This window comes from Martinezella sp. CNPSo 3795 (assembly GCF_057784475.1).
In genome coordinates, this window is record NZ_JBXSOQ010000015.1 from 1 (window position 1) to 24,475 (window position 24,475).

Annotated in this window: 24 protein-coding genes; 22 read left to right on the forward strand and 2 right to left on the reverse strand. The window is 59.8% G+C overall.

What is annotated here, in order from left to right:
- The 3 genes from AC13QY_RS28420 to AC13QY_RS28430 form a co-directional block, all read left to right on the forward strand.
- The coding region (locus AC13QY_RS28420; protein ID WP_488494360.1) for a ribonucleotide reductase large subunit at nucleotides 1-870 on the forward strand (870 nt) is incomplete at its 5' end.
- Nucleotides 871-890: 20 nt separating this feature from the next.
- Entirely contained in the window at nucleotides 891-1,865 is a 975-nt protein-coding gene (nrdF, locus tag AC13QY_RS28425; RefSeq protein WP_113351072.1) for a class 1b ribonucleoside-diphosphate reductase subunit beta, read from the forward strand.
- A 197-nt stretch (nucleotides 1,866-2,062) separates the two neighbouring features.
- Entirely contained in the window at nucleotides 2,063-2,887 is an 825-nt protein-coding gene (locus AC13QY_RS28430; protein WP_113350932.1) for a glycerophosphodiester phosphodiesterase family protein, read from the forward strand.
- Nucleotides 2,888-2,997: 110 nt separating this feature from the next.
- Here AC13QY_RS28430 and AC13QY_RS28435 read toward each other — a convergent pair whose 3' ends face one another.
- A complete protein-coding gene (locus AC13QY_RS28435) occupies nucleotides 2,998-3,276 on the reverse strand; it encodes an HU family DNA-binding protein (RefSeq protein ID WP_488494361.1) in 279 nt (92 codons plus the stop codon).
- Between the two features lie 353 nt (nucleotides 3,277-3,629).
- Between AC13QY_RS28435 and AC13QY_RS28440 the strand changes: the two genes are divergently transcribed.
- The 7 genes from AC13QY_RS28440 to AC13QY_RS28470 all read left to right on the forward strand — a co-directional run bounded on the left by AC13QY_RS28440 (nucleotide 3,630) and on the right by AC13QY_RS28470 (nucleotide 10,052).
- Nucleotides 3,630-3,851 (forward strand): hypothetical protein, encoded by a 222-nt coding sequence (locus AC13QY_RS28440; protein WP_095437446.1) that lies wholly within the window; start codon nucleotides 3,630-3,632, stop codon nucleotides 3,849-3,851.
- Nucleotides 3,852-4,017: 166 nt separating this feature from the next.
- Nucleotides 4,018-5,016 carry a Tim44 domain-containing protein gene (locus tag AC13QY_RS28445; RefSeq protein ID WP_145635533.1) on the forward strand — a complete coding sequence of 333 codons (999 nt, stop codon included), beginning with the start codon at nucleotides 4,018-4,020 and terminating at the stop codon, nucleotides 5,014-5,016.
- 195 nt (nucleotides 5,017-5,211) lie between these two features.
- On the forward strand, nucleotides 5,212-6,036 hold the full coding sequence (locus AC13QY_RS28450) for a class I fructose-bisphosphate aldolase (protein ID WP_113350934.1): 825 nt from the start codon (nucleotides 5,212-5,214) through the stop codon (nucleotides 6,034-6,036).
- Between the two features lie 21 nt (nucleotides 6,037-6,057).
- Nucleotides 6,058-7,215, forward strand: coding sequence for a Gfo/Idh/MocA family protein (locus AC13QY_RS28455; RefSeq protein WP_113350935.1), 1,158 nt, complete (start codon nucleotides 6,058-6,060; stop codon nucleotides 7,213-7,215).
- Nucleotides 7,212-7,883, forward strand: coding sequence for a D-lyxose/D-mannose family sugar isomerase (locus AC13QY_RS28460; protein ID WP_113350936.1), 672 nt, complete (start codon nucleotides 7,212-7,214; stop codon nucleotides 7,881-7,883). Before AC13QY_RS28455 ends, AC13QY_RS28460 begins: the two co-directional genes overlap by 4 nt.
- Nucleotides 7,883-8,941, forward strand: coding sequence for a carbohydrate kinase family protein (locus AC13QY_RS28465; RefSeq protein WP_113350937.1), 1,059 nt, complete (start codon nucleotides 7,883-7,885; stop codon nucleotides 8,939-8,941). Before AC13QY_RS28460 ends, AC13QY_RS28465 begins: the two co-directional genes overlap by 1 nt.
- Before the next feature lie 100 nt (nucleotides 8,942-9,041).
- Nucleotides 9,042-10,052, forward strand: coding sequence for a zinc-dependent alcohol dehydrogenase family protein (locus tag AC13QY_RS28470; RefSeq protein WP_113350938.1), 1,011 nt, complete (start codon nucleotides 9,042-9,044; stop codon nucleotides 10,050-10,052).
- A 13-nt stretch (nucleotides 10,053-10,065) separates the two neighbouring features.
- Here AC13QY_RS28470 and AC13QY_RS28475 read toward each other — a convergent pair whose 3' ends face one another.
- Nucleotides 10,066-11,085, reverse strand: coding sequence for a LacI family DNA-binding transcriptional regulator (locus AC13QY_RS28475; RefSeq protein WP_113329244.1), 1,020 nt, complete (start codon nucleotides 11,083-11,085; stop codon nucleotides 10,066-10,068).
- 650 nt (nucleotides 11,086-11,735) lie between these two features.
- On the opposite strand from AC13QY_RS28475, the gene kdpF reads away from it, so the two are divergent.
- The 12 genes from kdpF (at nucleotide 11,736) to AC13QY_RS28535 (ending at nucleotide 24,473) form a co-directional block, all read left to right on the forward strand.
- Nucleotides 11,736-11,825 carry a K(+)-transporting ATPase subunit F gene (gene kdpF / locus AC13QY_RS28480; protein WP_041678183.1) on the forward strand — a complete coding sequence of 30 codons (90 nt, stop codon included), beginning with the start codon at nucleotides 11,736-11,738 and terminating at the stop codon, nucleotides 11,823-11,825.
- A gap of 27 nt (nucleotides 11,826-11,852) precedes the next feature.
- The gene (gene kdpA, locus AC13QY_RS28485) at nucleotides 11,853-13,556 is read left to right on the forward strand and encodes a potassium-transporting ATPase subunit KdpA (protein ID WP_113350939.1); all 1,704 of its coding nucleotides are present in this window, start codon (nucleotides 11,853-11,855) and stop codon (nucleotides 13,554-13,556) included.
- A 12-nt stretch (nucleotides 13,557-13,568) separates the two neighbouring features.
- Complete coding sequence (locus tag AC13QY_RS28490) at nucleotides 13,569-13,730, forward strand: hypothetical protein (RefSeq protein WP_162746286.1); 162 nt, start codon at nucleotides 13,569-13,571, stop codon at nucleotides 13,728-13,730.
- Nucleotides 13,731-13,778: 48 nt separating this feature from the next.
- Nucleotides 13,779-15,866, forward strand: a complete 2,088-nt coding sequence (gene kdpB / locus AC13QY_RS28495; protein WP_113350940.1) for a potassium-transporting ATPase subunit KdpB — start codon at nucleotides 13,779-13,781, stop codon at nucleotides 15,864-15,866.
- Nucleotides 15,867-15,878: 12 nt separating this feature from the next.
- Nucleotides 15,879-16,484 carry a K(+)-transporting ATPase subunit C gene (locus AC13QY_RS28500; protein WP_113350941.1) on the forward strand — a complete coding sequence of 202 codons (606 nt, stop codon included), beginning with the start codon at nucleotides 15,879-15,881 and terminating at the stop codon, nucleotides 16,482-16,484.
- Between the two features lie 59 nt (nucleotides 16,485-16,543).
- A complete protein-coding gene (locus AC13QY_RS28505; protein WP_113329239.1) occupies nucleotides 16,544-19,255 on the forward strand; it encodes a sensor histidine kinase in 2,712 nt (903 codons plus the stop codon).
- Nucleotides 19,252-19,944: a response regulator gene (locus tag AC13QY_RS28510; protein ID WP_069609971.1), complete on the forward strand. Its 693-nt coding sequence runs from the start codon at nucleotides 19,252-19,254 to the stop codon at nucleotides 19,942-19,944. Before AC13QY_RS28505 ends, AC13QY_RS28510 begins: the two co-directional genes overlap by 4 nt.
- Before the next feature lie 99 nt (nucleotides 19,945-20,043).
- Nucleotides 20,044-20,499 (forward strand): PTS sugar transporter subunit IIA, encoded by a 456-nt coding sequence (locus tag AC13QY_RS28515; protein WP_113350942.1) that lies wholly within the window; start codon nucleotides 20,044-20,046, stop codon nucleotides 20,497-20,499.
- Between the two features lie 161 nt (nucleotides 20,500-20,660).
- On the forward strand, nucleotides 20,661-21,689 hold the full coding sequence (locus tag AC13QY_RS28520) for a sulfate ABC transporter substrate-binding protein (RefSeq protein ID WP_113350943.1): 1,029 nt from the start codon (nucleotides 20,661-20,663) through the stop codon (nucleotides 21,687-21,689).
- 6 nt (nucleotides 21,690-21,695) lie between these two features.
- A complete protein-coding gene (gene cysT / locus AC13QY_RS28525) occupies nucleotides 21,696-22,553 on the forward strand; it encodes a sulfate ABC transporter permease subunit CysT (protein WP_069609968.1) in 858 nt (285 codons plus the stop codon).
- Nucleotides 22,543-23,415, forward strand: a complete 873-nt coding sequence (cysW, locus tag AC13QY_RS28530) for a sulfate ABC transporter permease subunit CysW (RefSeq protein WP_113350944.1) — start codon at nucleotides 22,543-22,545, stop codon at nucleotides 23,413-23,415. The genes cysT and cysW overlap by 11 nt, the downstream gene beginning before the upstream one ends.
- An 11-nt stretch (nucleotides 23,416-23,426) precedes the next feature.
- Nucleotides 23,427-24,473 (forward strand): sulfate/molybdate ABC transporter ATP-binding protein, encoded by a 1,047-nt coding sequence (locus AC13QY_RS28535; protein WP_112721908.1) that lies wholly within the window; start codon nucleotides 23,427-23,429, stop codon nucleotides 24,471-24,473.
- Nucleotides 24,474-24,475 lie beyond the last annotated feature (2 nt).

The window sequence follows — 24,475 nt, forward strand, 5'->3', positions numbered from 1 at the left end:
ATGGACAGCCCGGATTTCGGCAAAACGATCGAAATGTCGATCCGCGCGCTGACGGCTGTCTCCGACATGAGCCATATCTCCTCCGTGCCGTCGATCGAGAAGGGCAATGACGAAAGCCATGCGATCGGCCTCGGACAGATGAACCTGCACGGTTATCTCGCCCGCGAGCGCATTTTCTACGGTTCGGAAGAAGGCGTCGATTTCACCAATATCTATTTCTATACGGTGACCTACCACGCCATTCGCGCCTCGAACCTGCTCGCTGTCGAGCGCGGCCAGAGCTTCAAGGGCTTTGAGAATTCGAAATATGCTTCCGGCGAATATTTCGATAAATATACGAACCGGGAATGGAAGCCGGCGACCAAGCGCGTCGCAGAAATCTTCGAAACTGCCAGCATCGCCGTCCCAACGCAGGAAGATTGGCTCGCATTGAAGAAAGCCGTCATGGAAGGCGGGCTCTATAACCAGAACCTGCAGGCCGTGCCGCCGACCGGCTCGATCTCCTACATCAACCACTCGACCTCCTCGATCCACCCGATCGTCTCCAAGATCGAGATTCGCAAGGAAGGCAAGATCGGCCGCGTCTATTATCCAGCCGCCTTCATGACGAACGACAATCTCGACTATTACCAGGACGCCTACGAGATCGGGCCGGAAAAGATCATCGATACCTATGCCGCGGCCACTCAGCATGTCGACCAGGGCCTGTCGCTGACGCTGTTCTTCCGCGACACCGCAACTACGCGCGATATCAACAAGGCGCAGATCTATGCCTGGAAGAAGGGCATCAAGACTATCTACTACATCCGGCTTCGCCAGATGGCGCTCGAAGGCACGCAGGTTCAGGGCTGCGTTTCCTGCACGCTCTGAACCTTTGAGGGACGATGAAAATGAACATGCAATTCAAGCCGTCAAGCCGGGTTCGCGCCATCAACTGGAACCGCATCGAGGACGACAAGGATCTTGAGGTCTGGAACCGCCTGACCGGCAATTTCTGGCTGCCGGAAAAGGTGCCCTTGTCGAACGATATTCAATCCTGGGCGACGCTGAAACCTGAGGAGCAGCAGCTCACCATCCGCGTCTTCACCGGCCTGACGCTGCTCGACACGATCCAGAATGGTGTCGGCGCCGTCAAGCTGATGGCTGATGCCGCCACGCCGCATGAAGAAGCGGTGCTGTCGAACATCTCCTTCATGGAAGCCGTGCACGCACGCTCCTATTCGTCGATCTTTTCGACGCTTTGCCTGACGCCTGACGTCGATGACGCCTATCGCTGGTCGGAGGAGAACGAGTTCCTGCAGAAGAAATCGACGCTGATCATGGAGCAGTATGCCTCCGGCGATCCCTTGAAGAAGAAGGTTGCAAGCGTCTTCCTTGAAAGCTTCCTGTTTTATTCCGGCTTCTATCTGCCGATGTTCTGGTCGAGCCGCGCCAAGCTTACCAATACGGCCGACATGATCCGTCTCATCATCCGTGATGAAGCCGTGCATGGCTATTACATCGGTTACAAGTTCCAGCGCGGGCTCGAGCGGCTTTCGGAAGAGCGCAGGCAAGAGATCAAGGATTTCGCCTTCGATCTTCTGCTGGAGCTTTATGACAACGAAGCCAAGTACACCGAGGCGCTCTATGATGGCGTCGGCCTGACTGAGGACGTCAAGAAGTTCCTGCATTACAACGCTAACAAGGCGCTGATGAATCTTGGTTATGAGGCGCTCTTTCCGGTCGAAGCCTGCAAGGTCAATCCGGCCATCCTCTCGGCACTATCTCCGAATGCGGATGAGAACCACGACTTTTTCTCAGGCTCCGGCTCGTCCTATGTCATCGGCAAGGCCGTCGCCACCGAGGATGAAGACTGGAATTTCTAAGATTGCATCTTCCGCCGCCTGGATAATTTATCCATCGTTTCCGATCGCAGCTATTAGGCTGCGATTGCTGTTCTAAGATGTCGGTGGCAGCGATCGGCATCGCGCTTTGCAGATCTGTCAAAATCCCATGATACGCCTCGTTGAAGACGTGCGATTCTGGGCGATTTGCGCGTATTTCCGCGAGATAAGGGCCTATCATGGACTATGCCGACTATATCGCCGACCCCTCGCGCGATTGTGCGATCGTCGTTCATCGTGGGATCTGGCGCGCCGCGCCGGAAAACAGCCTGCTTGCGATCGAGCGGGCGATTTCAGCCGGCTACGATGTGGTCGAGATCGATGTGCGATGCAGCAGCGATGGCGAGTTCTTTCTTCTGCATGACGATACGCTCGAGCGAACGGCTGGCCTCGCCCGAGAGGCGGAGGGGTTGACGCTGCAGCAATTGTCGAACCTGAACCTGCGCGATCGTGATGGCGGCGAGACGAACCGGATGACCGATGAAAAGCTGCCGAGCCTGAAGGACGTCTTCGATCTCACGCGCGGTCGCATTTTCCTGCATCTCGATGTCAAGCGCAGAGACATGATCCCCGGCGTGATCGCCTGCGCCCGGGCGATGGGCGTCGATCGGCAGGTCGACTTCTGGAGCGATCTGAAAACCTCGGACGATCTCGCCTGGATCCAGAGCAGCGTGTCGCCGGAGATGGTACTCCTCATGGCGAAAACACGCCTCGGTTCTGTGGATGCCGAGAGCCAGCTTGATCTTCTCCGTCAGCTCAAGCCGCTGCTCTGTGAAATCTACTTCGACAGTCTTGACCAGCTCGCGGCGCGCAAGGCGCTTTTTGTGGATGCGGGTATGCGCCTGTGGGTCAATACCCTCGATTCCGTTTCCTGCGCGGGCTTCACGGATACTGCCGCCCTGCAGGATCCTGCTGCGATTTGGGGCAGACTTGTCGATGCCGGCGTCTCTGCCATCCAGACGGATGAGGCTGAGGCGCTGAGGATCTATCTCGATTCGCGTTGACCAGCCCTTCGATGCGATCAGCAAGCGCGGTCGCCTTCGTTTGAAAACGCAAACGGCCGGCTCTAACAAATAGAGCCGGCCGTTGAACTGTGGGATCCTAACGATCCGGATTACTTGTTGAGCGCATCCTTCAGCGCCTTGGCCGGCGTGAAGGCGAGCTTCTTCGATGCTGCAACCTTGATGGTTGCGCCCGTTCCCGGATTGCGTGCTTCGCGCGCCGGCGTATCCTTGACTTTGAACTTGCCAAAGCCCGGGATCGAGGTTTCGGCGCCGGATGTTGCGGCTCCGGTAATGGCTGCAAAGACGGTTTCGACAATCGCCTTGCTCTGGACTTTGGTAAGCTTGTGGTCTGCAGCAATCTTGTCTGCAATTTCATTGGTGGTGGTCATGAGGCTTCCCCCGCATTGATGACGGTGGAATCATTTCCATTGCCGATGTCCATTGTCACCTGGAGTCCGGGCCGGAAAGGCTTAGAATGCCCGTATTTCCACAGGTTCCGACGCATCGAGGCCATTTCGAACGCTTTCCGCAAGCGATTTTCCAGGCAAGGCCTCGGTTAGGCCGGCCGAGAGGAGAGCGGTCAGCGCTATCCGCAGACGCCTGCGAATCTGCGGAAGGACCGGAATCAGAGATCCGGCACCCCTTCACCATACGGATGCGAGCGGTAACGGAGTCATTGAAACTGGCCTTTTGCCCGGCAGGTCTATAGAGGCTTGGCTGTGATCAATAGATGGAACGGACAATGGAACACGAGATCAAGATAGACAACCGCGGTGATTTCGGGCTTTGGGCCATCGAGGTCGCAAAGCAGATCATCAGTGATGAGGGCTTTGAATTGGCAAGAGCCGCACGGGACGGCACGGAGGATGATGTCCGCGCGGCCGGTAACGCACTTGGCCAGGCCATCACCAATGCGATGATGGAAGTCTATGACGGTTTGATCGAAGGAGCGGATGAAGATTAGGATCGTCTTCGAAGGGTGTGGCCAGTCATCCGCATGCTCGCGCGGCTGGCTTGCTCTGGATTGAAATCTGAAACTTGCACCAACTTAAAATCGCAGCCTTACAATCACGAACAGGCATCCCCATATAGGGGCGGGTTAGTCTTTCTGCCCTATGACAGGAGAGCCAATGTTCAGTGCAGTACCGCGTTTCGCCAAGATCGCAGCCATCGTCGTCCTTGCCGCCGCGTCGTCTTTAGCGACCTTTGACGCTGCCGATGCACGCCGAGCTGGATCCAGCGGCTTCGGAAGCCGCGGAACGCGCACCTTTGATACCCCGGCCATAACACGGACGGCGCCTACGCAGGCTGCCCCGATCGACCGGTCGATGACGCAGCGGCCGCAGCAACAAACGACGACGCAGCCGCCGCTCGGCGCGCCGCAGCGTCCAGGTCTTTTCGGCGGCTTCGGTGGGTCGATGATCGCGGGCCTGATTGCCGGCGGTCTTCTGGGCATGATGCTCGGTCACGGTTTCGGCGGCGGCATCGGCTTCCTCGGCATGCTACTGCAGATCGGTCTGATCGTGCTGCTGATCAGTTTTGCCATGCGTTTCTTCGCAAACCGCCAGCGGACACAATATGCAGCACCGGGATCGGGCACGTCCTACAATATGAATCCGATGAACAACGCAGGTGTTTCCCCGCGCCCTTCCTTCTCCATCCCGTCTATCGGCGGTGGAGCGGCGGCCGCGCCGAAGGCGCGCCAAGCCAATGACGAGATCGGGTTGCAGCAGGCCGATCTCGATCGCTTCGAGCACCTTCTGACAGAAATCCAGTCGGCCTATGGTAAGGAAGACTATGCCACGCTGCGCCGGCTGACCACGCCGGAGGCGATGTCCTACCTCGCCGAAGAACTTGGGGAAAACGCGACCAGCGGCGTGCGCAACAGCGTTTCCGACGTCCGGCTGCTGCAAGGCGATATCGCCGAAGCGTGGCGCGAGGACAATGCCGAATATGCGACGCTTGCCATGCGCTATTCGAGCATCGACGCGATGGTCGATCGCGCGACCGGGAAACTCGTCGACGGCGACGATCGTAACCCTTCGGAAACGACGGAACTCTGGACCTTCGTGCGCAAGCCGGGTTCGGACTGGACGCTTTCAGCGATCCAGGGAACGGAGCTGCACTGATCTGCGCAGTTTCCGCAGAGCCCCGCCTCGCGAGGGATCGCGGGCGGCTGGCCATGTCCATAAACTGATTGTTCTCATCCTTTAAACTTGAAGACGTCAAGCGGCTGTCGAAGACGACGCTGCATCCGCCTTGACTCGCCAAATCTGTCCTCTAATGTGCCGATGTGGAAACGTTACCACATCGGGAGGAAATAGATGAAATCCGCGCGGTTCAACCGCCTGTTCGGCGTGTCTGGAAATTGTTTCGACGTCGCCATAGACCATGGCATGTTCAATGAACGGACCTTTCTCGCCGGCATCGAGGATATGCGAACGGCGATCAAGGTCATTGCCGATGCCGCGCCCGATGCCATCCAGCTTCCGCCGGGCACTGCACCCATTCTGCAGGCTATTCCCGGCAAAAGTCGTCCGGCTTTGGTGCTGCGGACCGATATCGCCAATATCTACGGCAATCCGCTGCCATCGGCGCTGTTTTCCGAAATGATCGACCGAGGCGTGGAGCAGGCCGTCGCACTCGACGCCGCCTGTGTGGTCGTCAATCTTTTGATGCTGCCGGACCAGCCGGAAGTTTATCGCGCCTGCGTGCGCAACGTGAACAGCCTGAAGCGCGAATGTGAGATTTACGGTATGCCCCTAATGGTCGAGCCGCTGGTCATGCAGGATAATTCCAAGGGTGCCTACATGGTCGATGGGGCGATCGACAAGATCCTGCCGCTGGTACGTCAGGCTGCCGAACTTGGCGCCGACATCATCAAGGCCGATCCCTGTGACGACGTGCGGGAATATCACCGCGTCATCGAGATTGCTCAGGGCTTGCCCGTACTGGTGCGTGGCGGCGGCCGCGTCTCGGATCAGGAAATCCTTTCACGTACGAAACAGCTGATGGAGCAGGGCGCCCGCGGTATCGTCTATGGCCGCAACGTCATCCAGCACGATAATCCGGCCGGCATGACGCGCGCCCTGATGGCGATCGTCCATGAGGAGGCTTCCGTCGAAGACGCCTCGCGGCATCTCGCCTGACGCATCCCGGGAGGAGGAAACATGAAGAAGGTATTCCGCTTCGGCGTCATCGGCTGCGGCCTGATGGGGCGTGAATTCGCAAGCGCCGCCGCACGCTGGCTGCATCTTGCCGACACGAGGGCACGGCCGGAAATCGTTGCCGTCTGCGACACCAATGAGGCGCTGCTCGACTGGTTCAAGGACAATGCGCCGTCGGTTCGGCAATTCACCAGCGACTATAAGGAGCTGCTCGCCAATCCGGATGTTGACGCGGTCTATTGCGCCGTGCCGCATGTGCTGCATAAACAGTTTTACGTCGATATCCTGAAGGCCGGAAAGCATCTGCTGGGCGAAAAACCGTTCGGCATGGATGCGGCACAGAACCGCGAGATCATGGCGGTGCTTGCCGAGAACCCGAAGCTTCTGGTTCGCTGCTCGTCGGAAATGCCTTTCTTCCCTGGAGCGCAGAAGGTCATCGCGCTCGCCGAAAGCGGTGAGATGGGTGATATCCTCGAAGTCGAGGCCGGTTTCCTGCATTCTTCCGACATCGACAGGCAAAAGCCAATCAACTGGAAGCGCATGGCCGATATCAATGGCGAATACGGCTGCATGGGCGATCTCGGCATGCATGTGCTGCATGTACCGCTGCGGCTCGGCTGGCGTCCGCAGACCCTGCACGCGCAACTGGTCAAGAAGATCATCGAGCGCCCGGACGGCAAGGGCGGCATGGTGCCGTGTACGACCTGGGACAATGCGACGATCAGCAGCCGTGTGCAGACAAAAGATCAGGATTTTCCGATGGTGCTGAAGACCTGGCGCATCGCGCCGGGCGAAGCCAATACCTGGTATATTCGCATCCTCGGCATGAAAAAGAGCGCCTTCTTCACCACCAAAGCGCCGCGGCAGTGGCAATGGATGGATTATACCGGCGGTGCCCAGGCCTGGAGTACCGAGGACCTCGGATACGGCTCATTGTTCCCGGCTATCACCGGCAAGATCTTCGAATTCGGCTTCGCCGATGCCATCCAGCAAATGTGGGCTGCCTTCGTCGATGAATTGGCCGGCGGAAACGCCAACGGCTTCACCTGTGCCACGCCGGAAGAGGCGCAGGCGCATCACGCAGTGCTGACGGCGGCACTGAAATCCGGCCGTGAAAATATCGTCGTGCCGGTCGATTACGAAGGAGCGACCGTCCGATGAAGCGCTCGGAAATCAATGAAGCGCTGCGGCGCGCAAGCAAAATCGTAGACCATTGGCGCTGGTCGCTGCCAGAGTGGGGTTATTGGACCGCGGCGGACTTCGCTGCAAATCCGGAGGCGGCGCGCTATCTGCGTAGTCATCAGCTGGGGTGGGATGTCACTGATTTCGGCTCGAGCCGTTTTGCCGAATGCGGCCTCGTGCTCTTCTGCCTGCGCAACGGCATCGTCGGTGTCGAAGGCGAACGCACCTATGCCGAAAAGCTGCTTTTCGTTGAGGAAGGGCAGGTCACGCCGACCCATCGTCACCAGGCGAAGATGGAAGACATCATTAACAGGGCCGGCGGCGATCTCGTCATTGAATTCGCTGCGACCGATGCCGAGGGCAATGTGCTGCAGGATGATGTGACCGTCCCGGTCGACGGCTTGCCGAAAAAACTTGCGGCATGGGAGCCGTTGGTTCTTTCTCCTGGCCGGAGCGTGACGATCCCCACCGGGCTCTATCATCGCTTCTACGGCCGCAAAGGCGGCGGTCCGGTCTTTGTCGGCGAAGTCAGCCAGGTCAATGACGACAATAGCGACAATTACTTTCTGGAACCGATCGGGCGCTTCGCCGCGATCGAGGAGGACGAGCCGCCGCTCAGGCCTCTATGGAATGAGGCAGGTGGCTGATGCGGACCGGGGAGGAGGTTCGCGACGGCGAAAAGAAGGACCACGGAGGTATCGTCTGCGCGGGAAACTTCATCGTCGACCGTGTCCATACGCTGTCCTACTGGCCCGAGCAGGGTAATCTTGCTTATATTCAGCATCAGGATGTGGGCGTTGGCGGCGGGGCCGCCAATGTCGTCACCGATCTCGCCTCCCTCGGCTTTCCCGGGAAGCTTGCCGCCGCAGGCTGTATCGGGGCGGATATCGATGGCGGGATCGTCAAGGCGCGGCTTCAGAGCGCCGGTATCGATGCAAGCGGTCTGCGGGAGCTTCCCGACCGCGCAACAGCCCATACGCATGTCATGAACGTGCCGGGGCAGAACCGCACTTTCTTCTATCACGGCGGTGCCAATGATGCGGTGACGGACGCGCTCCTCTCGCCCGCGACCTTTGCCAACGCCGGTTACCGGCTGTTCTATCTCGGCTATCTAATGCTCCTGCCTGGTCTCGACATGCTCGATGCGGATGGCCGATCCGGAGCATCGCGCCTGCTAGAGGCCGCGCGCAATGCCGGCCTGATCACTTGCGTCGATTTCGTCTCCAGTGAGGATCCGGAATTCGCGGCAAAGGTTGGCGCTGCGCTGCCCTATTGCGATTATCTTGTCATCAACGAAATCGAAGCAGGGCGGGCAACCGGCGTGACCGTGCGGGACACGAAAGGGGAGTTGAACGAGACTGCACTTCGGACAGTCGGCGAACGGTTGCTGGAGGCAGGTGTCGCCAAGGGCACAATCATTCACGCTCCGGAAATCTGTTTCTGGTTTGCACCGGGTATGAAGCCAATTGTCTCACGCTCCCGGCCAGTCGATCCGGCTGAAATCGTCAGTACCGTCGGCGCCGGCGATGCTTTCTGCGCCGCTGTACTTTACGGTCTGTATGAGGACTGGCCCGTCGAGCGCATCTGCGCCGTTGCACATGCTGCCGCTGCGCGTTGCCTGAGGGGGGCAACCGCGACGGATGGCATTCCTGACATGGCGGCACTTCTGGAGGATATAAAGGAGATGCAGCTCGCCGGTGTCTAGCGCACCGCGGTGGAGCGGCAACGCGCATCATTGAGTGCTATAGTGCCGATGGGAGCGGCGCGATAGCGAGCGAATCAAATTTTACGCTTGGAGGAGGCGAATGAGGGCAGTCCGTTTGGAAGCAATCGGCGATATGGCCATGCATATGGTCGAGAAGCCGAGCGCCGGTCCGGGAGAGATTGTCGTGCGGGTGCTGGCCGCCGGCATCTGCGGGTCAGACCGGCACATGTACAAGGGCGAATATCCGACGGCGATCCCCGTGACCTTGGGCCACGAGTTCTGCGGCCTCGTCGAGGAGGTGGGCGAGGGCGTTACCTCATTCGTGGGCGGTGAACTCGTAACCATAGACCCGAATATCGCTTGTGGCACATGCCCCGCCTGTCGGCGCGGGCGGCCAAATCTCTGCGCCAACCTCACGGCTATCGGCGTGACGCGCGATGGTGGCTTTGCCGAATATGTCGTAGTTCCCTGCGAACAGGCGTTCATACTGCCGGCGGATCTCGATCCCGTTCATGGCGCCTTCTGCGAGCCGCTGGCCTGCTGCATCCATGCCATCGACAAGGCACAAATCCGTCCGGGCGACAGCGTCGCCATATTGGGCGGTGGTGTCATTGGCTTGCTCATGGTCCAACTGGCGCGCCTCGCAGGCGCTGACCAGATCATCCTGATCACGAGGCAGCTGTCACGGCGGGAAGCAGCTTTGCGCCTGGGTGCAACACAGGCCCTCGATCCGACGGCGACCGACGCTGTTGCTGCCGTGCGGGATGCGACCGGCGGGGGCGTCGATGTCGTCATAGAATGCGCCGGCGTTCCCGAAACGCTGCAGACCGGCGTCCGGATGATGCGGCGCGGCGGTGCCTTCGTGCTGTTCGGCGTGACGCCTGCGGGCCTCCAAGTGCCCGTTCTGCCGTTCGATCTGCTCGTCAATGAAGTCGAGATCAGGCCAGCCTATCTCAATCCATTCACCCACGCTCGCGCCGCTGCCATGGTGGCAAGCGGGATTCTTGAGCTGGATTCGCTTGTTACGAAGACGATTGGCCTTGAGGATGTTGCAAGCGTGGTCGGCAGCGCTCCGTTGGCTGGCGAAATCAAGGTCATCGTCCGGCCCTGAGCGCTGCTTGCATTCATGTGCGAACGAGGCCGGTGGAGTCGCGCCGGATCAAGGTGACAGGCACTTTGATGAGGCTGTCCATACGCGGCTCGCCATCGACCTGGTCTTCATCGATCAGGGCCTCCAATCGCCGGACCGCCTGCTCGCCGACGCCGCGGATCGGTTGGGCGATGGTCGTCAGCCGCGGAAAGACATAGGCCGCCTCCGGCAAATCGTCGAAACCGATCACCGAATAGTCGCGAGGCACGGAAAAGCCGTGATCTTGAACGGCGTGGATTGCGGCAATCGCCGAAATATCCGTCGTGCCGATGATAGCAGTCAGTTCGGGCCGAGATGCCAGCAACTCCCTTGCGAGTGGATAGGTCGCCGCGAAGCTGTGCTCCTCGGCCATGGCTATTGCGGCGGGAGCCATGCCGTTTCCAGCCATTTCAGCCGTGATACCGAGAAGGCGAAGCTGGACAGGCTGGCTATGGGCGGGAGCGCCGACAATGCCGATTGCGCGATGACCGAGTTCGATCAGGTGACGGGCCATCAATCGCCCGCCCTCCTCGTGATCGGCCATGACGGCCTCGCCGGCTATTCCGGGAAGCTCGCGGTCGATGGCGACGATCGGGATATGGGCCTCACGCAACGCCTCGAAATGCTCCGTGCTGCCGAAGGCGCTTGCAACGATGACGCCGTCGACGCGCTGAGACAGCAGCATGGAAATATAGCGCGCCTCGTGATCCATGTTTTCGGCGGTGCTGCAGATCAACGTCTGATAGCCGCGCCGGAACAATTCCTGCTCGATGGCGTGGGCAAGGATGCCAAAGAAGGGTACGTCGATGGAAGGCAGCATAAGGCCGATCATGCGGCTCGGCGCGCCGCGAAGCATCCTCGCGCCCTTGCTTGGCGTGTAATTGAGCGTGCGAATGGCTGCTTCCACGCGCTCTCGGAGTTCCGGAGAGGCATAGCCACTGTTGTTCAGCACGCGCGAGACCGACGAGACGGACGTTCCCGCAAGTTTGGCGATATGTCTGATGCTGGTCGTCACTTGCGCGCATTTCTTTGGCTTGCGGTCGAATGGTCGGGAGCAAGACTGTCGGAGTGCAGGCCAACTCGCCCTCGGACTTAATCACCGCCAGAATGCCGCATCAAGCGCCATCCATGCGGTCTTAATATCTGGCTATGCCAAATCTTTCTATATTAGATTTTTTGCATATGGAATGATGCAATCATGGAAGGTGATTGAGATCGATGAAGCATCTTAAATGTCCTGTGCGGATCGTTCAGGAAATTCAATAAAATAGCGGCCCCACGCCCGCGGAATATGCCTCCTTCTTCGAGCGAGTTCGGCAATGCAGGCAGGCATCCGCTTCGCGTATGAACATAGTTTTAGACCGTCATCATCCGCCCCGGCATTTATAAGATTTTTATATCTTCCGCTTTTCCGCCGTCTCGAACCTTAATGCGGTTCGGTCGCATATTACGTCTGGAAGATGCTCCCTAAGTGATCTTCCAGGTCGGCAGGAAAAAGAGGCGCTCTGAGCAAGGGCGCTCTCCATCATTTCTGCATTCAACAATAACAATCAAGGAATCGCGATCAATGATGGACATTATTCTTGTCGGGATCGGCGTTTTATTCTTCCTCCTCTGTGTCGCTTATACCAAGGCCTGCGACAGCCTCTAGTCGGAGAGACGGCAATGCTTCTCGATTACATTCTCGGTGGCGGCGTGACGATCTTTCTCACCGTCTACCTGGTCTATGCTCTCATTCGCCCCGAGCGCTTCTGACAGCGCTGGATAGGGAAAGTTACCTCCATGACCTTCAACGGATGGCTTCAGATCCTCATTTATATCGGGATCCTTCTCCTGCTCGTCAAACCGCTCGGCGGTTACATGACGCGTGTCTTTACCGGCGAGCGCACCTTCCTCTCTTTCGTCCTCCGTCCTGTGGAACGGGGGCTTTATCGTTTGGCCGGCACGGATGAACGCGAAGAGCAGCACTGGACGACCTATTCTGTCTCCATGCTGCTGTTCAGCCTCGCGGGTTTCCTCGTTCTTTACGCCCTGCAGCGACTGCAAGGCAGCCTGCCGTATAATCCGGCCGGCATGACCGCAGTCGGCCCGGAACTGTCCTTCAACACGGCAACGAGCTTCGTCACCAATACCAATTGGCAGAATTACGGCGGCGAGAGCACGATGTCTTACCTCGTGCAGATGGCCGGCCTGACGGTGCAGAACTTCGTGTCTGCGGCAACCGGCATTGCCATTGCCATTGCGCTAATCCGTGCTTTCGCACGTGCCTCGGGCAAGGCGATCGGCAACTTCTGGGTCGATATGGTCCGTGCGACGCTCTACGTCCTCTTGCCGATCTGCATCGTGCTGACGATTGCTTTCGTCTATCTCGGTGTGCCGCAGACGCTCGGCCCCTATGTCAATGCCACGACGCTCGAAGGCGCGCAGCAGACGATCGCCGTCGGTCCCGTTGCCTCGCAGCTTGCCATCAAGATGCTCGGCACGAATGGCGGCGGCTTCTTCAATGCCAACTCGGCGCATCCGTTCGAAAACCCCGACGCCATCTCCAACCTCCTGCAGATGCTGGCGATCTTCGCCATCGGCGCGGCGCTGACCAATGTCTTCGGTCGTATGGTCGGCAGCCAGCGTCAGGGCTGGGCGATCCTGGCTGCGATGGGCACGCTGTTCATCGCCGGCGTGATCGTCACCTATTGGGCTGAAGCGGCAGGCAATCCGCTTATTCATGCACTCGGCATCCAGGGTGGCAATATGGAAGGCAAGGAGGTCCGCTTCGGGATTGCTGCCTCCTCGCTCTTCGCGGTCATTACCACCGCCGCATCCTGCGGCGCGGTTAATGGCATGCTCGACAGCTTCACGGCGATCGGCGGCCTGATCCCGCTCATCAACCTGCAGCTTGGCGAAGTCATCGTCGGCGGCGTCGGCGCCGGCTTCTACGGCATCCTGATGTTCGTCGTCATCGCCATCTTCGTTGCGGGCCTGATGGTCGGGCGCACGCCGGAATATCTCGGCAAGAAGATCGAGGCCAAGGAAGTGAAGATGGCAATGCTTGCCGTGCTTTGCCTGCCCTTCGGCATGCTGATCTTCACGTCGATCTCCGTTGTATTGCCCTCTGCCGTTGCCTCGATCGCCAATGCCGGTCCGCACGGCTTCTCGGAAATCCTTTATGCCTATAGCTCGGCAGCGGCAAACAACGGCTCGGCCTTCGGCGGCCTGACGGGCAATACCTCCTGGTATAATATCACGCTCGGTATCGTCATGCTGATCGGCCGTTTCCTGGTCATCGTTCCGGCCCTTGCGATTGCCGGTTCCCTGATCAGCAAGAAGACGGTTCCTGCCTCGGCCGGCACCTTCCCAACGGATGGTCCGCTCTTCGTGGGCCTGCTTGTTGGTACGATCCTGATCGTCGGCGGTTTGACCTTCTTCCCAGCGCTGGCGCTCGGACCGATCGTCGAACATTTGTCGATGATTGCAGGCCAGACCTTCTAAGGAATGACGGCCATGAGCCAACCGCTTCTAGGCAAGCTTAGAAAAGTCATCGATCCACGCCCCTTCGACAGGGGGCGTGGCCCGGCCGGAATGACCTGCGCGTCCGACGCCATTTTGCTGGCGATGGTTGCCCTGTTTCTCGGCCTTGTCGTCTTCGGATTTCTAATCGGCTGATCGGCGGCGTTCCGATCTGACGTTTTCCTCTTCACGCTGGAGCCTCTTATGAGCCAGTTAAAATCAGCGAGTATTCTGGATTCTCGCATCCTCGTTCCGGCGATCGGCGCTTCGTTCAAGAAACTGAACCCGCGTACCCTCGCCAAGAACCCCGTCATGTTCGTGGTCGCCGTCGTTTCGATGCTGACGACCGTCCTCTTCCTGCGCGACCTCGTTACCGGCGGTGGCAATCTCGCCTTCTCGCTGCAGATCAATATCTGGCTCTGGTTCACGGTGCTGTTCGCCAATTTCGCCGAAGCTGTTGCCGAAGGCCGCGGCAAGGCGCAGGCGGATTCGCTGCGCAAGTCGCGCACCGAAACTCAGGCGAAGCTGCTCGTCGGCAACAGCCGCACTGATTACAAGATGGTGCCCGGCACCAGCCTCAAGGTTGGCGATGTCGTTCTGGTCGAAGCGGGCGATATCATCCCTTCGGACGGTGAGGTCATCGAAGGCGTCGCCTCCGTCAACGAAGCCGCGATCACCGGCGAATCCGCGCCGGTCATCCGTGAATCGGGCGGCGACCGCTCGGCTGTGACTGGCGGTACGCAGGTTCTGTCGGATGAGATACGCGTGCGCATCACCGCTGCTGCGGGCTCGACCTTCATCGACCGGATGATCGCGCTGGTCGAAGGTGCCGAACGACAGAAGACGCCCAACGAAATCGCGCTCAACATCCTGCTGGCCGGCATGACGCTGATCTTCGTGCTCGCGACCGTCACCATCCCGAGCTTCGCCGCCTATGCTGGCGGCTCGATCCAGACGGTCGTGCTCGTTGCGCTCTTCGTGACGCTGATCCCGACCACCATCGGCGCATTGCTTTCGGCGATCGGCATTGCCGGCATGGACCGCCTGGTGCGTTTCAACGTGCTTGCCATGTCCGGTCGCGCCGTCGAAGCCGCCGGCGACGTCGATACGCTGCTTCTCGACAAGACTGGCACGATCACCCTCGGCAACCGTCAGGCGACCGCCTTCCGCCCCGTCCGTGGTATCAGCGAGCAAGACCTCGCCGATGCCGCACAGCTTGCCTCCCTTGCCGACGAGACGCCGGAGGGACGCTCGATCGTGGTGCTTGCCAAGGAAAAATATGCGATCCGTGGCCGCGACATGACGAGCCTGAAGGCGACCTTCGTTCCCTTTACCGCCCAGACCCGTATGAGCGGCGTTGATCTCGATGGCTCCTCGATCCGCAAGGGTGCCGTCGATGCCGTCGTCGCCTATGTCGAAGGTGCTGCTAACGGCAGTCACGAAGGTACTGCCGTTATGTCCCGCACGACCAGTGAAACGCTGCGTGAGCTGCAGGTGATCGCCGACGAGATCGCCAAAGCCGGTGGTACGCCGCTTGCCGTTGCTCGTGACGGCCGTCTGCTCGGCGTCATCCATCTCAAGGATATCGTCAAGGGCGGCATCCGTGAGCGTTTTGCGGAGCTGCGCCGCATGGGCATCCGCACCGTGATGATCACGGGCGACAATCCGCTGACGGCTGCCGCCATTGCCGCCGAAGCCGGCGTCGACGACTTCCTCGCACAGGCGACGCCTGAGATGAAGCTGGCGCTGATGCGTCAGGAGCAGGCACAGGGCAAGCTGGTCGCCATGTGCGGCGACGGCACGAACGATGCGCCGGCACTCGCCCAGGCCGATGTCGGCGTTGCCATGAACACCGGTACGGTGGCCGCTCGCGAAGCCGGCAACATGGTCGACCTCGACAGCGACCCGACGAAGCTGATCGAGATCGTCGAGATCGGCAAGCAGCTGCTGATGACGCGCGGTGCGCTGACGACCTTCTCCATCGCCAACGATATCGCCAAGTATTTCGCCATCATCCCGGCCATGTTCATCGCCTTCTACCCGCAGCTGAAAATGCTGAACGTCATGGGACTGGCAACGCCGCAAAGCGCCATTCTCTCGGCCATCATCTTCAACGCGCTCATCATCGTCGCACTGATCCCGCTGTCGCTGAAGGGTGTCCGCTATCGCCCGATCGGCGCCGGTGCGCTGCTCAGCCGCAACCTGCTGATCTACGGCCTCGGCGGCATCATCGTTCCCTTCATCGGCATCAAGGCCATCGATATGGCGATCACCGCCATCGGCCTCGCCTAAGGAGTTTCTCTCGTGTTGAAACAAATCAGACCAGCGATCGTCATGATCGTCGCCACGACCGTCCTGACCGGCCTTGCCTATCCGCTTGCGATGACCGGTGTCGCCCAGGCGCTCTTCCCCCACCAGGCCAATGGCAGCCTGGTGGAGAAGGATGGCAAGGTGATCGGCTCCAGTCTTATCGGCCAGAATTTCACGGCGGATAAGTATTTCCACGGGCGTCCGTCAGCCACGACCGGCGCCGACCCAAACGATCCGACCAAATCGGTTTCCGTACCCTATAATGCCGCCAATTCCGGTGGTTCCAATCTTGGCCCGACCAATTCGAGCCTGATCACGCGTATCAAGGGGGATGCCGCGACATTGCAGGCGCAGAACCCGAATACGCCGGTTCCGATCGATCTGGCCACCACTTCGGGCAGCGGTCTCGACCCGGACATCTCGCCCGAAGCCGCCTATTTCCAGGTGCCGCGCGTCGCCAAGGCCCGCGGCATGGATGAGGCCAAGGTCAAGTCGCTCGTCGAGGCAGCCATAGAGCCGCGAGAGCTCGGCGTTCTCGGGGAACCTGTGGTCAATGTGCTGGCATTGAACCGGGCGCTCGATGCTTCTATGACTCAATAAGTTGAAGGGGTTGAGACGGTTCGTGTCGTCTCAACCTTATCAGGAAAGACAACCAGCGAATGGCAGACGACAGCCGCGATATGTTGAGCAGGCCTTCTCCCGATGCGCTTCTCGAAAAGGCGCGGGCCGAGACGCGCGGTCGGTTGAAGATATTCCTGGGGGCGGCACCCGGCGTCGGCAAGACCTATGAGATGCTGATGTCGGGCAGGGCGAAGATCGCTGATGGCGTTGATGTCGTGGTCGGTGTCGTCGAGACCCATGGCCGCCGTGAGACACAGGCCCTGCTCGAAGGGTTCGAGATCGTTCCGCGCATCAATGTCGACTATAAGGGCAGGGCGCTCGAGGAGATGGATCTCGATGCCATCCTGAAACGCCGCCCCGACCTGGTGCTGGTCGACGAACTCGCCCATACCAATGCGCATGGCAGCCGGCATCCCAAGCGCTACCTCGATGTCAAGGAGTTGCTTGAACGCGGCATCGACGTCTACACGACGTTGAATATCCAGCATGTCGAAAGCCTGAATGACGTCGTTTCGCAGATTACCCGCATCCGTGTGCGTGAGACGGTGCCGGATTCGATCATCGACATGGCCGATGATGTCGAGATCATCGATCTGACTCCTGATGATCTCATCAAGCGGCTGCATGACGGCAAAGTCTACGTGTCGAAAACGGCCGAGCGCGCGCTGACCAACTATTTCACGCCAGGCAACCTGACGGCCTTGCGGGAGCTCGCGCTGCGTCGCACCGCCCAGCGCGTCGACGACCAGCTGCTAACCCATATGCAGGCGCATGCGATCCAGGGACCTTGGGCTGCCGGCGAGCGCGTGCTCGTTTCCATCGATCACCACCCGCGCTCGGCCGCGCTTGTGCGCTATGCCGCGCGCATGGCCGCGCGCTTGCGGGCGCCCTGGGCAGCCGTCTATGTCGAGACCAACCGCTCGATCAGTTTGAGCGAGGCGCAGCGCGACACGATCGCCGCAACGCTGCGGCTCGCTGAGCAGCTTGGTGGTGAAGCAATCACACTTCCGGGGCGGGAGGTGGCGGAGGAGCTGCTGCGCCATTCTGCCAGCAACAACGTGACGCACATCGTCATCGGTTCACCGAAAATCGGTTCCTGGCGTGATTGGTCTCGCCGCTCAGTTTCTTATGATCTCATTCGCAAGGCCGGGGACATCAGCGTCCATGTCATTTCCGGCAGCGAAGCGGATGGCGAGGCTGCAAGGCGTGGCGTCAAAGTGGCGCCCTCATCGCCGCCTTTCCAACTCCGCGGCTATGTTCTGGCAACGCTCTATGTTGCCATCGCGCTGGGCTTCTGCGTCATCCTCGATCAGGTGCTGGATGTCCGCAATCTGGCGCTCGTCTTCCTGATGGCGGTGCTGGTAAGCGCCGTGACCCAGGGTCTGCGTCCGGCACTTTATTCCTGCTTTCTCGGTGCTCTTGCCTTCAACTTCTTCTTCCTGCCGCCGCGCTATACGCTGACGATCAGCGATCCCGAAAGCGTGCTTGCCTTTTTCTTCTTCCTTGGTGTCGCGGTCATTGCGAGTAACCTGACGGCGACGGTGCAGCGCCAGGCGGCGGCGGCGCGGCAACGGGCGCGAACGACGGAAGATCTCTATCTCTTCTCCAAGAAGCTCGCCGGCACAGGCACGCTGGACGACGTTCTATGGGCAACCGCTTTCCAGCTGGCGTCGATGCTGAAACTGCGGGTAGTGCTGCTTCTTCCCGAACATGGCACGATCGCCGTCAAGGCCGGCTATCCGCCTGACGACACGCTCGACGACGCCGATATCGCGGCGGCGCGGTGGGCCTGGGAGCATAATCATGCCGCCGGCCGTGGTGCAGATACGCTACCGGGCGCCAAGCGCCTTTACGTTCCGCTCCGTACAGGTCGAACCGCCGTCGGCGTCATCGGCCTCGATAGCGACCGCCGCGACGGCCCGCTTCTGACGCCGGAGCAACAGCGGCTGCTCGATGCTCTCGCCGATCAGGCAGCTCTTGCCATCGAGCGCGTGCAGCTGGTAGCCGATGTCGACCGCGCAAAGCTGGCGGTGGAGGCCGACCGGCTGCGGTCGGCTCTGTTGACCTCGATTTCGCATGATTTGAAGACGCCGCTCGCTGCCATCCTTGGGGCGGCGGGCACCCTACGCGACTATCTGGAAACCTTGCCACACGAAGATCGCGTCGATCTTCTGTCGACCGTCATCGACGAATCCGAACGCCTCAACCGCTTCATCGCCAATCTGCTTGACATGACCAAGATCGAGTCCGGCGCGATGGAGCCGAATTATGCCCTGCATTATGGCGGCGATATCGTCGGCAGTGCGCTGCGGCGGGCGGAAAAAATCCTGGCACATCACCGCGTCGACGTGCAGATGCCGGTCGATCTGCCGATGGTGAAAGTCGATCCGGTCCTGTTCGAGCAGGTGCTGTTCAATCTGCTCGACAACGCCGCCAAATATGCGCCGGAAGGATCGGCCATTCGCCTGGAGGCCTGGGCCGATATAGACAATATCGTCTTCCGCGTGATGGACGAGGGACCGGGCATTCCGCCCGCCGACCTCGAACGCGTCTTCGATACCTTCTATCGGGTACGCAAGGGCGATCAGGTGCGCGCCGGAACCGGGCTTGGCTTGTCCATCTGCCGCGGTTTCATCGAGGCGATGGGCGGCACGATCGCCGCCGGCAACAGAACGGATCGGCAGGGGGCAGTTTTCACCATCCGCCTGCCGAAACCAACAGATGTCCCGAAGCTGGATGAACTGAAATGAACACCACTGCCGTCAAGATTCTCGTTGTCGATGACGAGCCGCCGATCCGCAAATTGCTGCGCGTGGGCCTCGGTGCCCAGGGCTACGTCGTCAATGAGGCACAGAGCGCCGCGTCAGCCCAGGCGTCGATCGATGAAGACCAGCCCGATCTGATCGTGCTTGATCTCGGTCTGCCGGATAAATCAGGCCAGGATCTGTTGCTCGGTTGGCGCGAGGATGGGGTGCAGATCCCGGTGGTCATCCTGTCAAGCCGGACCGATGAAGCCGGCATCGTCAAGGCGCTCGAAAGTGGCGCCGACGATTATGTCACCAAGCCTTTCGGCGTTAACGAGCTTGCTGCCCGCATCCGTGTGGCGCTGCGCCATCGCCTGCAGCAGCAGGGCGAGAAGGCGATTTTCCAGACCGGCGGTCTTTCCATCGATCTCGTCAAGCGTATCGTCAAGGTCGATGGCAAGGAGATCAAGCTGTCGCCGAAGGAATACGACATCCTGCGCGTGCTCGCCCAGCATGCCGGCAAGGTGCTGACGCACCAATTCCTGCTGAAGCAGATCTGGGGGCCGGCGGCCGATGTGCAGTATCTGCGCGTTTATGTGCGCCAGCTTCGGCAGAAGATCGAAGAGATTCCCGATCAGCCGCACTATATCACCACCGAGACAGGTGTCGGCTACCGGCTGCGCGAGCCGGATTGAGGCGGCGGAAATTTCGAGCCCATCATCGAGGCGATTTGGCCTCGGACTTGTGGCGATGAATGCCATTTCAGAATTTATTGCCGGACCTTGAGTGCGACCATGGACCTTTCCACGATCATTCTTCCCGAACACGTCTTTGTCGGCGTCTCCGCTCCGACGAAATGGCGGGCATTGCAGATGCTGTCGTCGAAGGCAGCCCATTGCTTTGGCCTGGACGAGGCAGTGGTCCTGCGGGCGCTGGAGACGCGCGAAAAATTGGGCACGACGGGGATCGGCAATGGCGTCGCGGTTCCGCATGCCGCCATCGCTGGCATGACGAGGCCTCGGGGACTGATGGTGCATTTTGCACATCCAGTCGATTTCGAAGCCATCGACGACATACCGACGGAATGGGCCTTCGTGCTGTTGTTCGGAGAGGGCGGCCGGGGCGACTATCTGAACGTGCTTGCCGCGATCGCGAGGCGTTTGCGTACGGAAGGCGTTCTGACAGCGATGCGGCAGACGAAGAGCGCCGACGAACTCTATTCCGTCTTTATGTCCGACACCATCCGCTGACGACGCACTCGTTGCACGTCTGGCGTCATTCGGGAATGTGATTTCACTTTTCCGGATTCTATGGGATGCTGTTCTCCGCAGTTACCGAAAACGGAAACTGCCTTCGTTACTTTATACGACCAAGTTGATAGGGTTTAAGGACAAACGAAGGGGGTGCATCCATGCAGACGATTAAGCTTTCTCGGCTTCTCGCCACCGCAATTCTGATCGGCAGTTTCTCGATCGCGGCCGTCGCGCCGACCTGGGCGGCGGACAAGACGCTTCTCAATGTTTCCTATGATCCGACTCGTGAACTCTATAAGGACTTCAACACGGCCTTTGCTGCCAAGTGGAAGAAGGATACGGGCGAAACCATCAATATCAAGGCTTCGCATGGCGGTTCCGGCGCGCAGGCTCGCTCGGTTATTGACGGCCTCGATGCCGACGTCGTGACGCTCGCCCTCGAAGGCGATATCGACGCGATCGCCAAGGCGACGCACAAGATCCCGGCCGACTGGAAGACCAAGTTCCCGAACGATTCGGTTCCCTACACCTCGACCATTGTTTTTCTGGTGCGCAAGGGCAATCCCAAAGGCATCAAGGACTGGCCGGATTTGGTCAAGGACGGCGTCGAAGTCATTACGCCGAACCCGAAGACATCAGGCGGTGCGCGTTGGAACATTCTCGCTGCCTGGGCCTGGGCGAAGCAGGCCAATGGCGGCGACGATGCCAAGGCGCAGGACTATGTCGCGCAGCTCCTGAAGCATGTCCCGGTCCTCGACACCGGCGCGCGCGGCGCGACGACGACTTTCGTCCAGCGCGGTCTTGGTGACGTTCTGCTTGCCTGGGAAAACGAGGCCTATCTCTCGCTCGACGAACTCGGCCCCGATAAATTCGAAATCGTCACGCCGTCCGTTTCGATCCGCGCCGATCCGCCGGTTGCCGTTGTCGATGGCAATGTCGATACCAAAGGTACGCGCAAGGTCGCGGAGGCCTACCTGAACTACCTGTACTCGGATGAAGGTCAGAAGATCGCTGCGAAGCACTATTACCGGCCGATTAAGCCGGAAGCGGCCGATCCGAAGGATGTCGCTCGTTTCCCGTCCCTGAAGCTCGCCACTATTGACGACTTTGGCGGATGGTCTCAAGCTCAGCCGAAATTCTTCGCTGACGGGGGCGTCTTCGATCAGATCTACAAGCCGGGACAATAAGACTGAATGCATTCTATAACCCGCAAACGGTGGCGGTTACGGCAGCCGAGCGTCATTCCGGGATTCGGATTGGCGCTCGGCGTTACCTTGGCTTGGCTCATCTTCATAGTACTCATTCCGCTGTCGGGGCTTCTCTGGAAAAGCAGTGCCCTCGGCTGGCAGAATTTCTGGGCCCTCGCGCTTGACGTGCGCACGCTCTATGCGCTGCGCATGAGCTTCGGCGGCGCCTTCATCGCCGCGCTCGTCAATGCCGTGCTCGGGCTTATTCTTGCCTGGGTGCTGGTGCGCTATCGCTTTCCGGGCAAACGCATCCTGGATGCCATGGTCGATCTGCCGTTCGCCCTGCCGACGGCCGTCGCCGGCATTGCCTTGACGACGCTATACGCGCCGAATGGCTGGATCGGTCAGTTCCTGACGCCGCTCGGCATCAAGATCGCGTTCACTCCGGTCGGCATCGTCATCGCATTGATTTTCGTCGGCCTGCCTTTCGTGGTGCGCACGGCACAGCCGGTCATGGAGGAGATCGACCGCGAAGTCGAAGAGGCTGCGGCGACCCTTGGTGCCTCGCGTTTTCAGACCATAACCCGCGTGCTGCTGCCGGGCCTCGCCCCTGCCGCTCTGACGGGCTTTGCGCTGGCATTCGCACGTGCGGCCGGCGAATACGGATCGGTCATCTTCATCGCCGGCAACAAGCCCTATGTTTCGGAAATCGCGCCGCTGCTCATCGTCATTCGCCTGGAGGAATATAATTATTCCGCAGCGACGGCGATCGCGACGGTGATGCTGTTCATTTCCTTCACCATGCTTTTGATCATCAATCTCATCCAGTCGTGGAGCAGAAGGAGATATGGCTATGGCGCATGATCTTTCTGCATCAGTCGAAACCGGTCATTCGGTCATCACCGAAAGCCGGCTTGCGCGCATCGTCTTCATACTGATCTCGCTCGCGTTCCTGACGCTGATGGTGCTTCTGCCTCTCGCCGCCGTTTTCGTCGAAGCTTTCCGCAAGGGGATCGAGACCTTCTTCGAAGCCTTGGTTGACGAGGAAACCTTCGCGGCGATCCGGCTGACATTGATCGTTGCCGGCATCAGCGTGCCGCTGAACCTCGTCTGCGGCATTGCAGCCGCCTGGGCGATCGCCAAATTCGAATTCAAGGGCAAGGCCTTGCTGACGACGCTGATCGATCTGCCCTTCTCGGTGTCGCCGGTCATATCGGGCCTGGTCTTCGTGCTGTTGTTCAATTCGAACAGCACACTCGGCCCCTGGCTGCAAAGCCATGGCATCCAGATCCTGTTTGCGGTTCCTGGGCTAGTACTGGCGACGATGTTCGTCACCTTTCCCTTCGTCGCGCGTGAATTGATCCCGCTAATGCAGGAACAGGGCAGCGCAGACGAAGAGGCGGCGCTCTCGCTCGGGGCTAATGGGTGGCAGACCTTCTGGCATGTCACGCTGCCGAACATCAAATGGGGCCTGCTTTACGGCGTGCTGCTCTGCAACGCCCGCGCCATGGGTGAGTTCGGAGCCGTTTCGGTCGTTTCGGGTCATATCCGCGGCGAAACCAACACCATGCCCCTGCAGGTCGAAATTCTTTATAACGAATATAATTTTTCGGGGGCATTCGCGGTTGCCACGCTCCTGGCCCTGCTCGCTCTTGTCACATTGATACTGAAGACGCTGCTGGAAATGCGCTATAGCGAAGAGATCGCAGCCAGCCGGCGTCACTGAAGGAATTCTTGATGGAAGTTCGCGTTCAAAACCTGCGTAAGGAATTCGGTCGCTTTCCCGCATTGCATGACGTGTCGCTGGATATCCGCTCGAGCGAATTGATTGCGCTTCTTGGTCCATCGGGCTCCGGCAAGACGACGCTGCTGCGCCTGATTGCCGGTCTCGAAACCCCGACGGAGGGACAGATCTTCTTCGGCGAAGAGGATGCGTCGCGAAAGACGGTGCAGCAGCGCAATATCGGCTTCGTGTTTCAGCACTACGCGCTGTTTCGGCATATGACGGTGCTGGACAATATCTCTTTCGGCCTGAAAGTCCGCTCGGCATCGCGTCGTCCGCCACGCGATGAAATTCGCCGGCGTGCCCTGGAGCTGTTGGAACTGGTGCAGTTGAACGGCCTGGAGAAGCGCTATCCGGCCCAGCTTTCCGGCGGCCAGCGCCAGCGCGTGGCACTGGCGCGCGCCATGGCGGTCGAGCCGAACGTGCTGCTTCTGGACGAGCCCTTCGGCGCTCTCGATGCTCAGGTCCGCAAGGACCTGCGCAAATGGCTGCGGGAAATCCACGACCGGACCGGCCATACCACCGTCTTTGTGACCCATGACCAGGAAGAGGCGCTGGAGCTCGCCGACCGCGTGGTCGTACTCAACAAGGGCGCGATCGAACAGGTCGGAACGCCGGACGAGATCTACGACTCGCCGAATTCTCCCTTCGTCTATGGCTTCATCGGCCAATCCAATCGTCTCAAGGTGCGCATCACCAGCGGCGAGATCTGGTTCGATGACAAACCGCTGGGACTCAGCACGCCGCATGAGCCCGATGGCGAAGCCTATCTCTATTTTCGACCCCACGATATCGAAATCCGTGACGGCGATGGCGGCGCGATCGCGGGTCTGCTCGTTGCCAGCAGGCGCGTGGCAGGCACTCGCCATCTTGAAATCAACATCGGTGCCGAGCACGATCCCATCGAGATCGAACTGCCGCCGAACAAGGCGGATGCCTTGGATCGCAACCGCATCGCCTTCAGACCGACACGCTGGAAGCTCTTTCGCAACGGTGTCTGACG

What these genes read in the sequence shown, in the direction of transcription:
- nrdF (WP_113351072.1), top strand. Translation starts at nt 891, where the DNA reads ATGAACATGCAATTCAAGCCGTCAAGCCGGGTTCGCGCCATCAACTGG.
- AC13QY_RS28430 (WP_113350932.1), top strand. Translation starts at nt 2,063, where the DNA reads ATGGACTATGCCGACTATATCGCCGACCCCTCGCGCGATTGTGCGATC.
- AC13QY_RS28435 (WP_488494361.1), bottom strand. Translation starts at nt 3,276, where the DNA reads ATGACCACCACCAATGAAATTGCAGACAAGATTGCTGCAGACCACAAG.
- AC13QY_RS28440 (WP_095437446.1), top strand. Translation starts at nt 3,630, where the DNA reads ATGGAACACGAGATCAAGATAGACAACCGCGGTGATTTCGGGCTTTGG.
- AC13QY_RS28445 (WP_145635533.1), top strand. Translation starts at nt 4,018, where the DNA reads ATGTTCAGTGCAGTACCGCGTTTCGCCAAGATCGCAGCCATCGTCGTC.
- AC13QY_RS28450 (WP_113350934.1), top strand. Translation starts at nt 5,212, where the DNA reads ATGAAATCCGCGCGGTTCAACCGCCTGTTCGGCGTGTCTGGAAATTGT.
- AC13QY_RS28455 (WP_113350935.1), top strand. Translation starts at nt 6,058, where the DNA reads ATGAAGAAGGTATTCCGCTTCGGCGTCATCGGCTGCGGCCTGATGGGG.
- AC13QY_RS28460 (WP_113350936.1), top strand. Translation starts at nt 7,212, where the DNA reads ATGAAGCGCTCGGAAATCAATGAAGCGCTGCGGCGCGCAAGCAAAATC.
- AC13QY_RS28465 (WP_113350937.1), top strand. Translation starts at nt 7,883, where the DNA reads ATGCGGACCGGGGAGGAGGTTCGCGACGGCGAAAAGAAGGACCACGGA.
- AC13QY_RS28470 (WP_113350938.1), top strand. Translation starts at nt 9,042, where the DNA reads ATGAGGGCAGTCCGTTTGGAAGCAATCGGCGATATGGCCATGCATATG.
- kdpF (WP_041678183.1), top strand. Translation starts at nt 11,736, where the DNA reads ATGCTTCTCGATTACATTCTCGGTGGCGGCGTGACGATCTTTCTCACC.
- kdpA (WP_113350939.1), top strand. Translation starts at nt 11,853, where the DNA reads ATGACCTTCAACGGATGGCTTCAGATCCTCATTTATATCGGGATCCTT.
- AC13QY_RS28490 (WP_162746286.1), top strand. Translation starts at nt 13,569, where the DNA reads ATGAGCCAACCGCTTCTAGGCAAGCTTAGAAAAGTCATCGATCCACGC.
- kdpB (WP_113350940.1), top strand. Translation starts at nt 13,779, where the DNA reads ATGAGCCAGTTAAAATCAGCGAGTATTCTGGATTCTCGCATCCTCGTT.
- AC13QY_RS28505 (WP_113329239.1), top strand. Translation starts at nt 16,544, where the DNA reads ATGGCAGACGACAGCCGCGATATGTTGAGCAGGCCTTCTCCCGATGCG.
- AC13QY_RS28510 (WP_069609971.1), top strand. Translation starts at nt 19,252, where the DNA reads ATGAACACCACTGCCGTCAAGATTCTCGTTGTCGATGACGAGCCGCCG.
- AC13QY_RS28515 (WP_113350942.1), top strand. Translation starts at nt 20,044, where the DNA reads ATGGACCTTTCCACGATCATTCTTCCCGAACACGTCTTTGTCGGCGTC.
- AC13QY_RS28520 (WP_113350943.1), top strand. Translation starts at nt 20,661, where the DNA reads ATGCAGACGATTAAGCTTTCTCGGCTTCTCGCCACCGCAATTCTGATC.
- cysT (WP_069609968.1), top strand. Translation starts at nt 21,696, where the DNA reads ATGCATTCTATAACCCGCAAACGGTGGCGGTTACGGCAGCCGAGCGTC.
- cysW (WP_113350944.1), top strand. Translation starts at nt 22,543, where the DNA reads ATGGCGCATGATCTTTCTGCATCAGTCGAAACCGGTCATTCGGTCATC.
- AC13QY_RS28535 (WP_112721908.1), top strand. Translation starts at nt 23,427, where the DNA reads ATGGAAGTTCGCGTTCAAAACCTGCGTAAGGAATTCGGTCGCTTTCCC.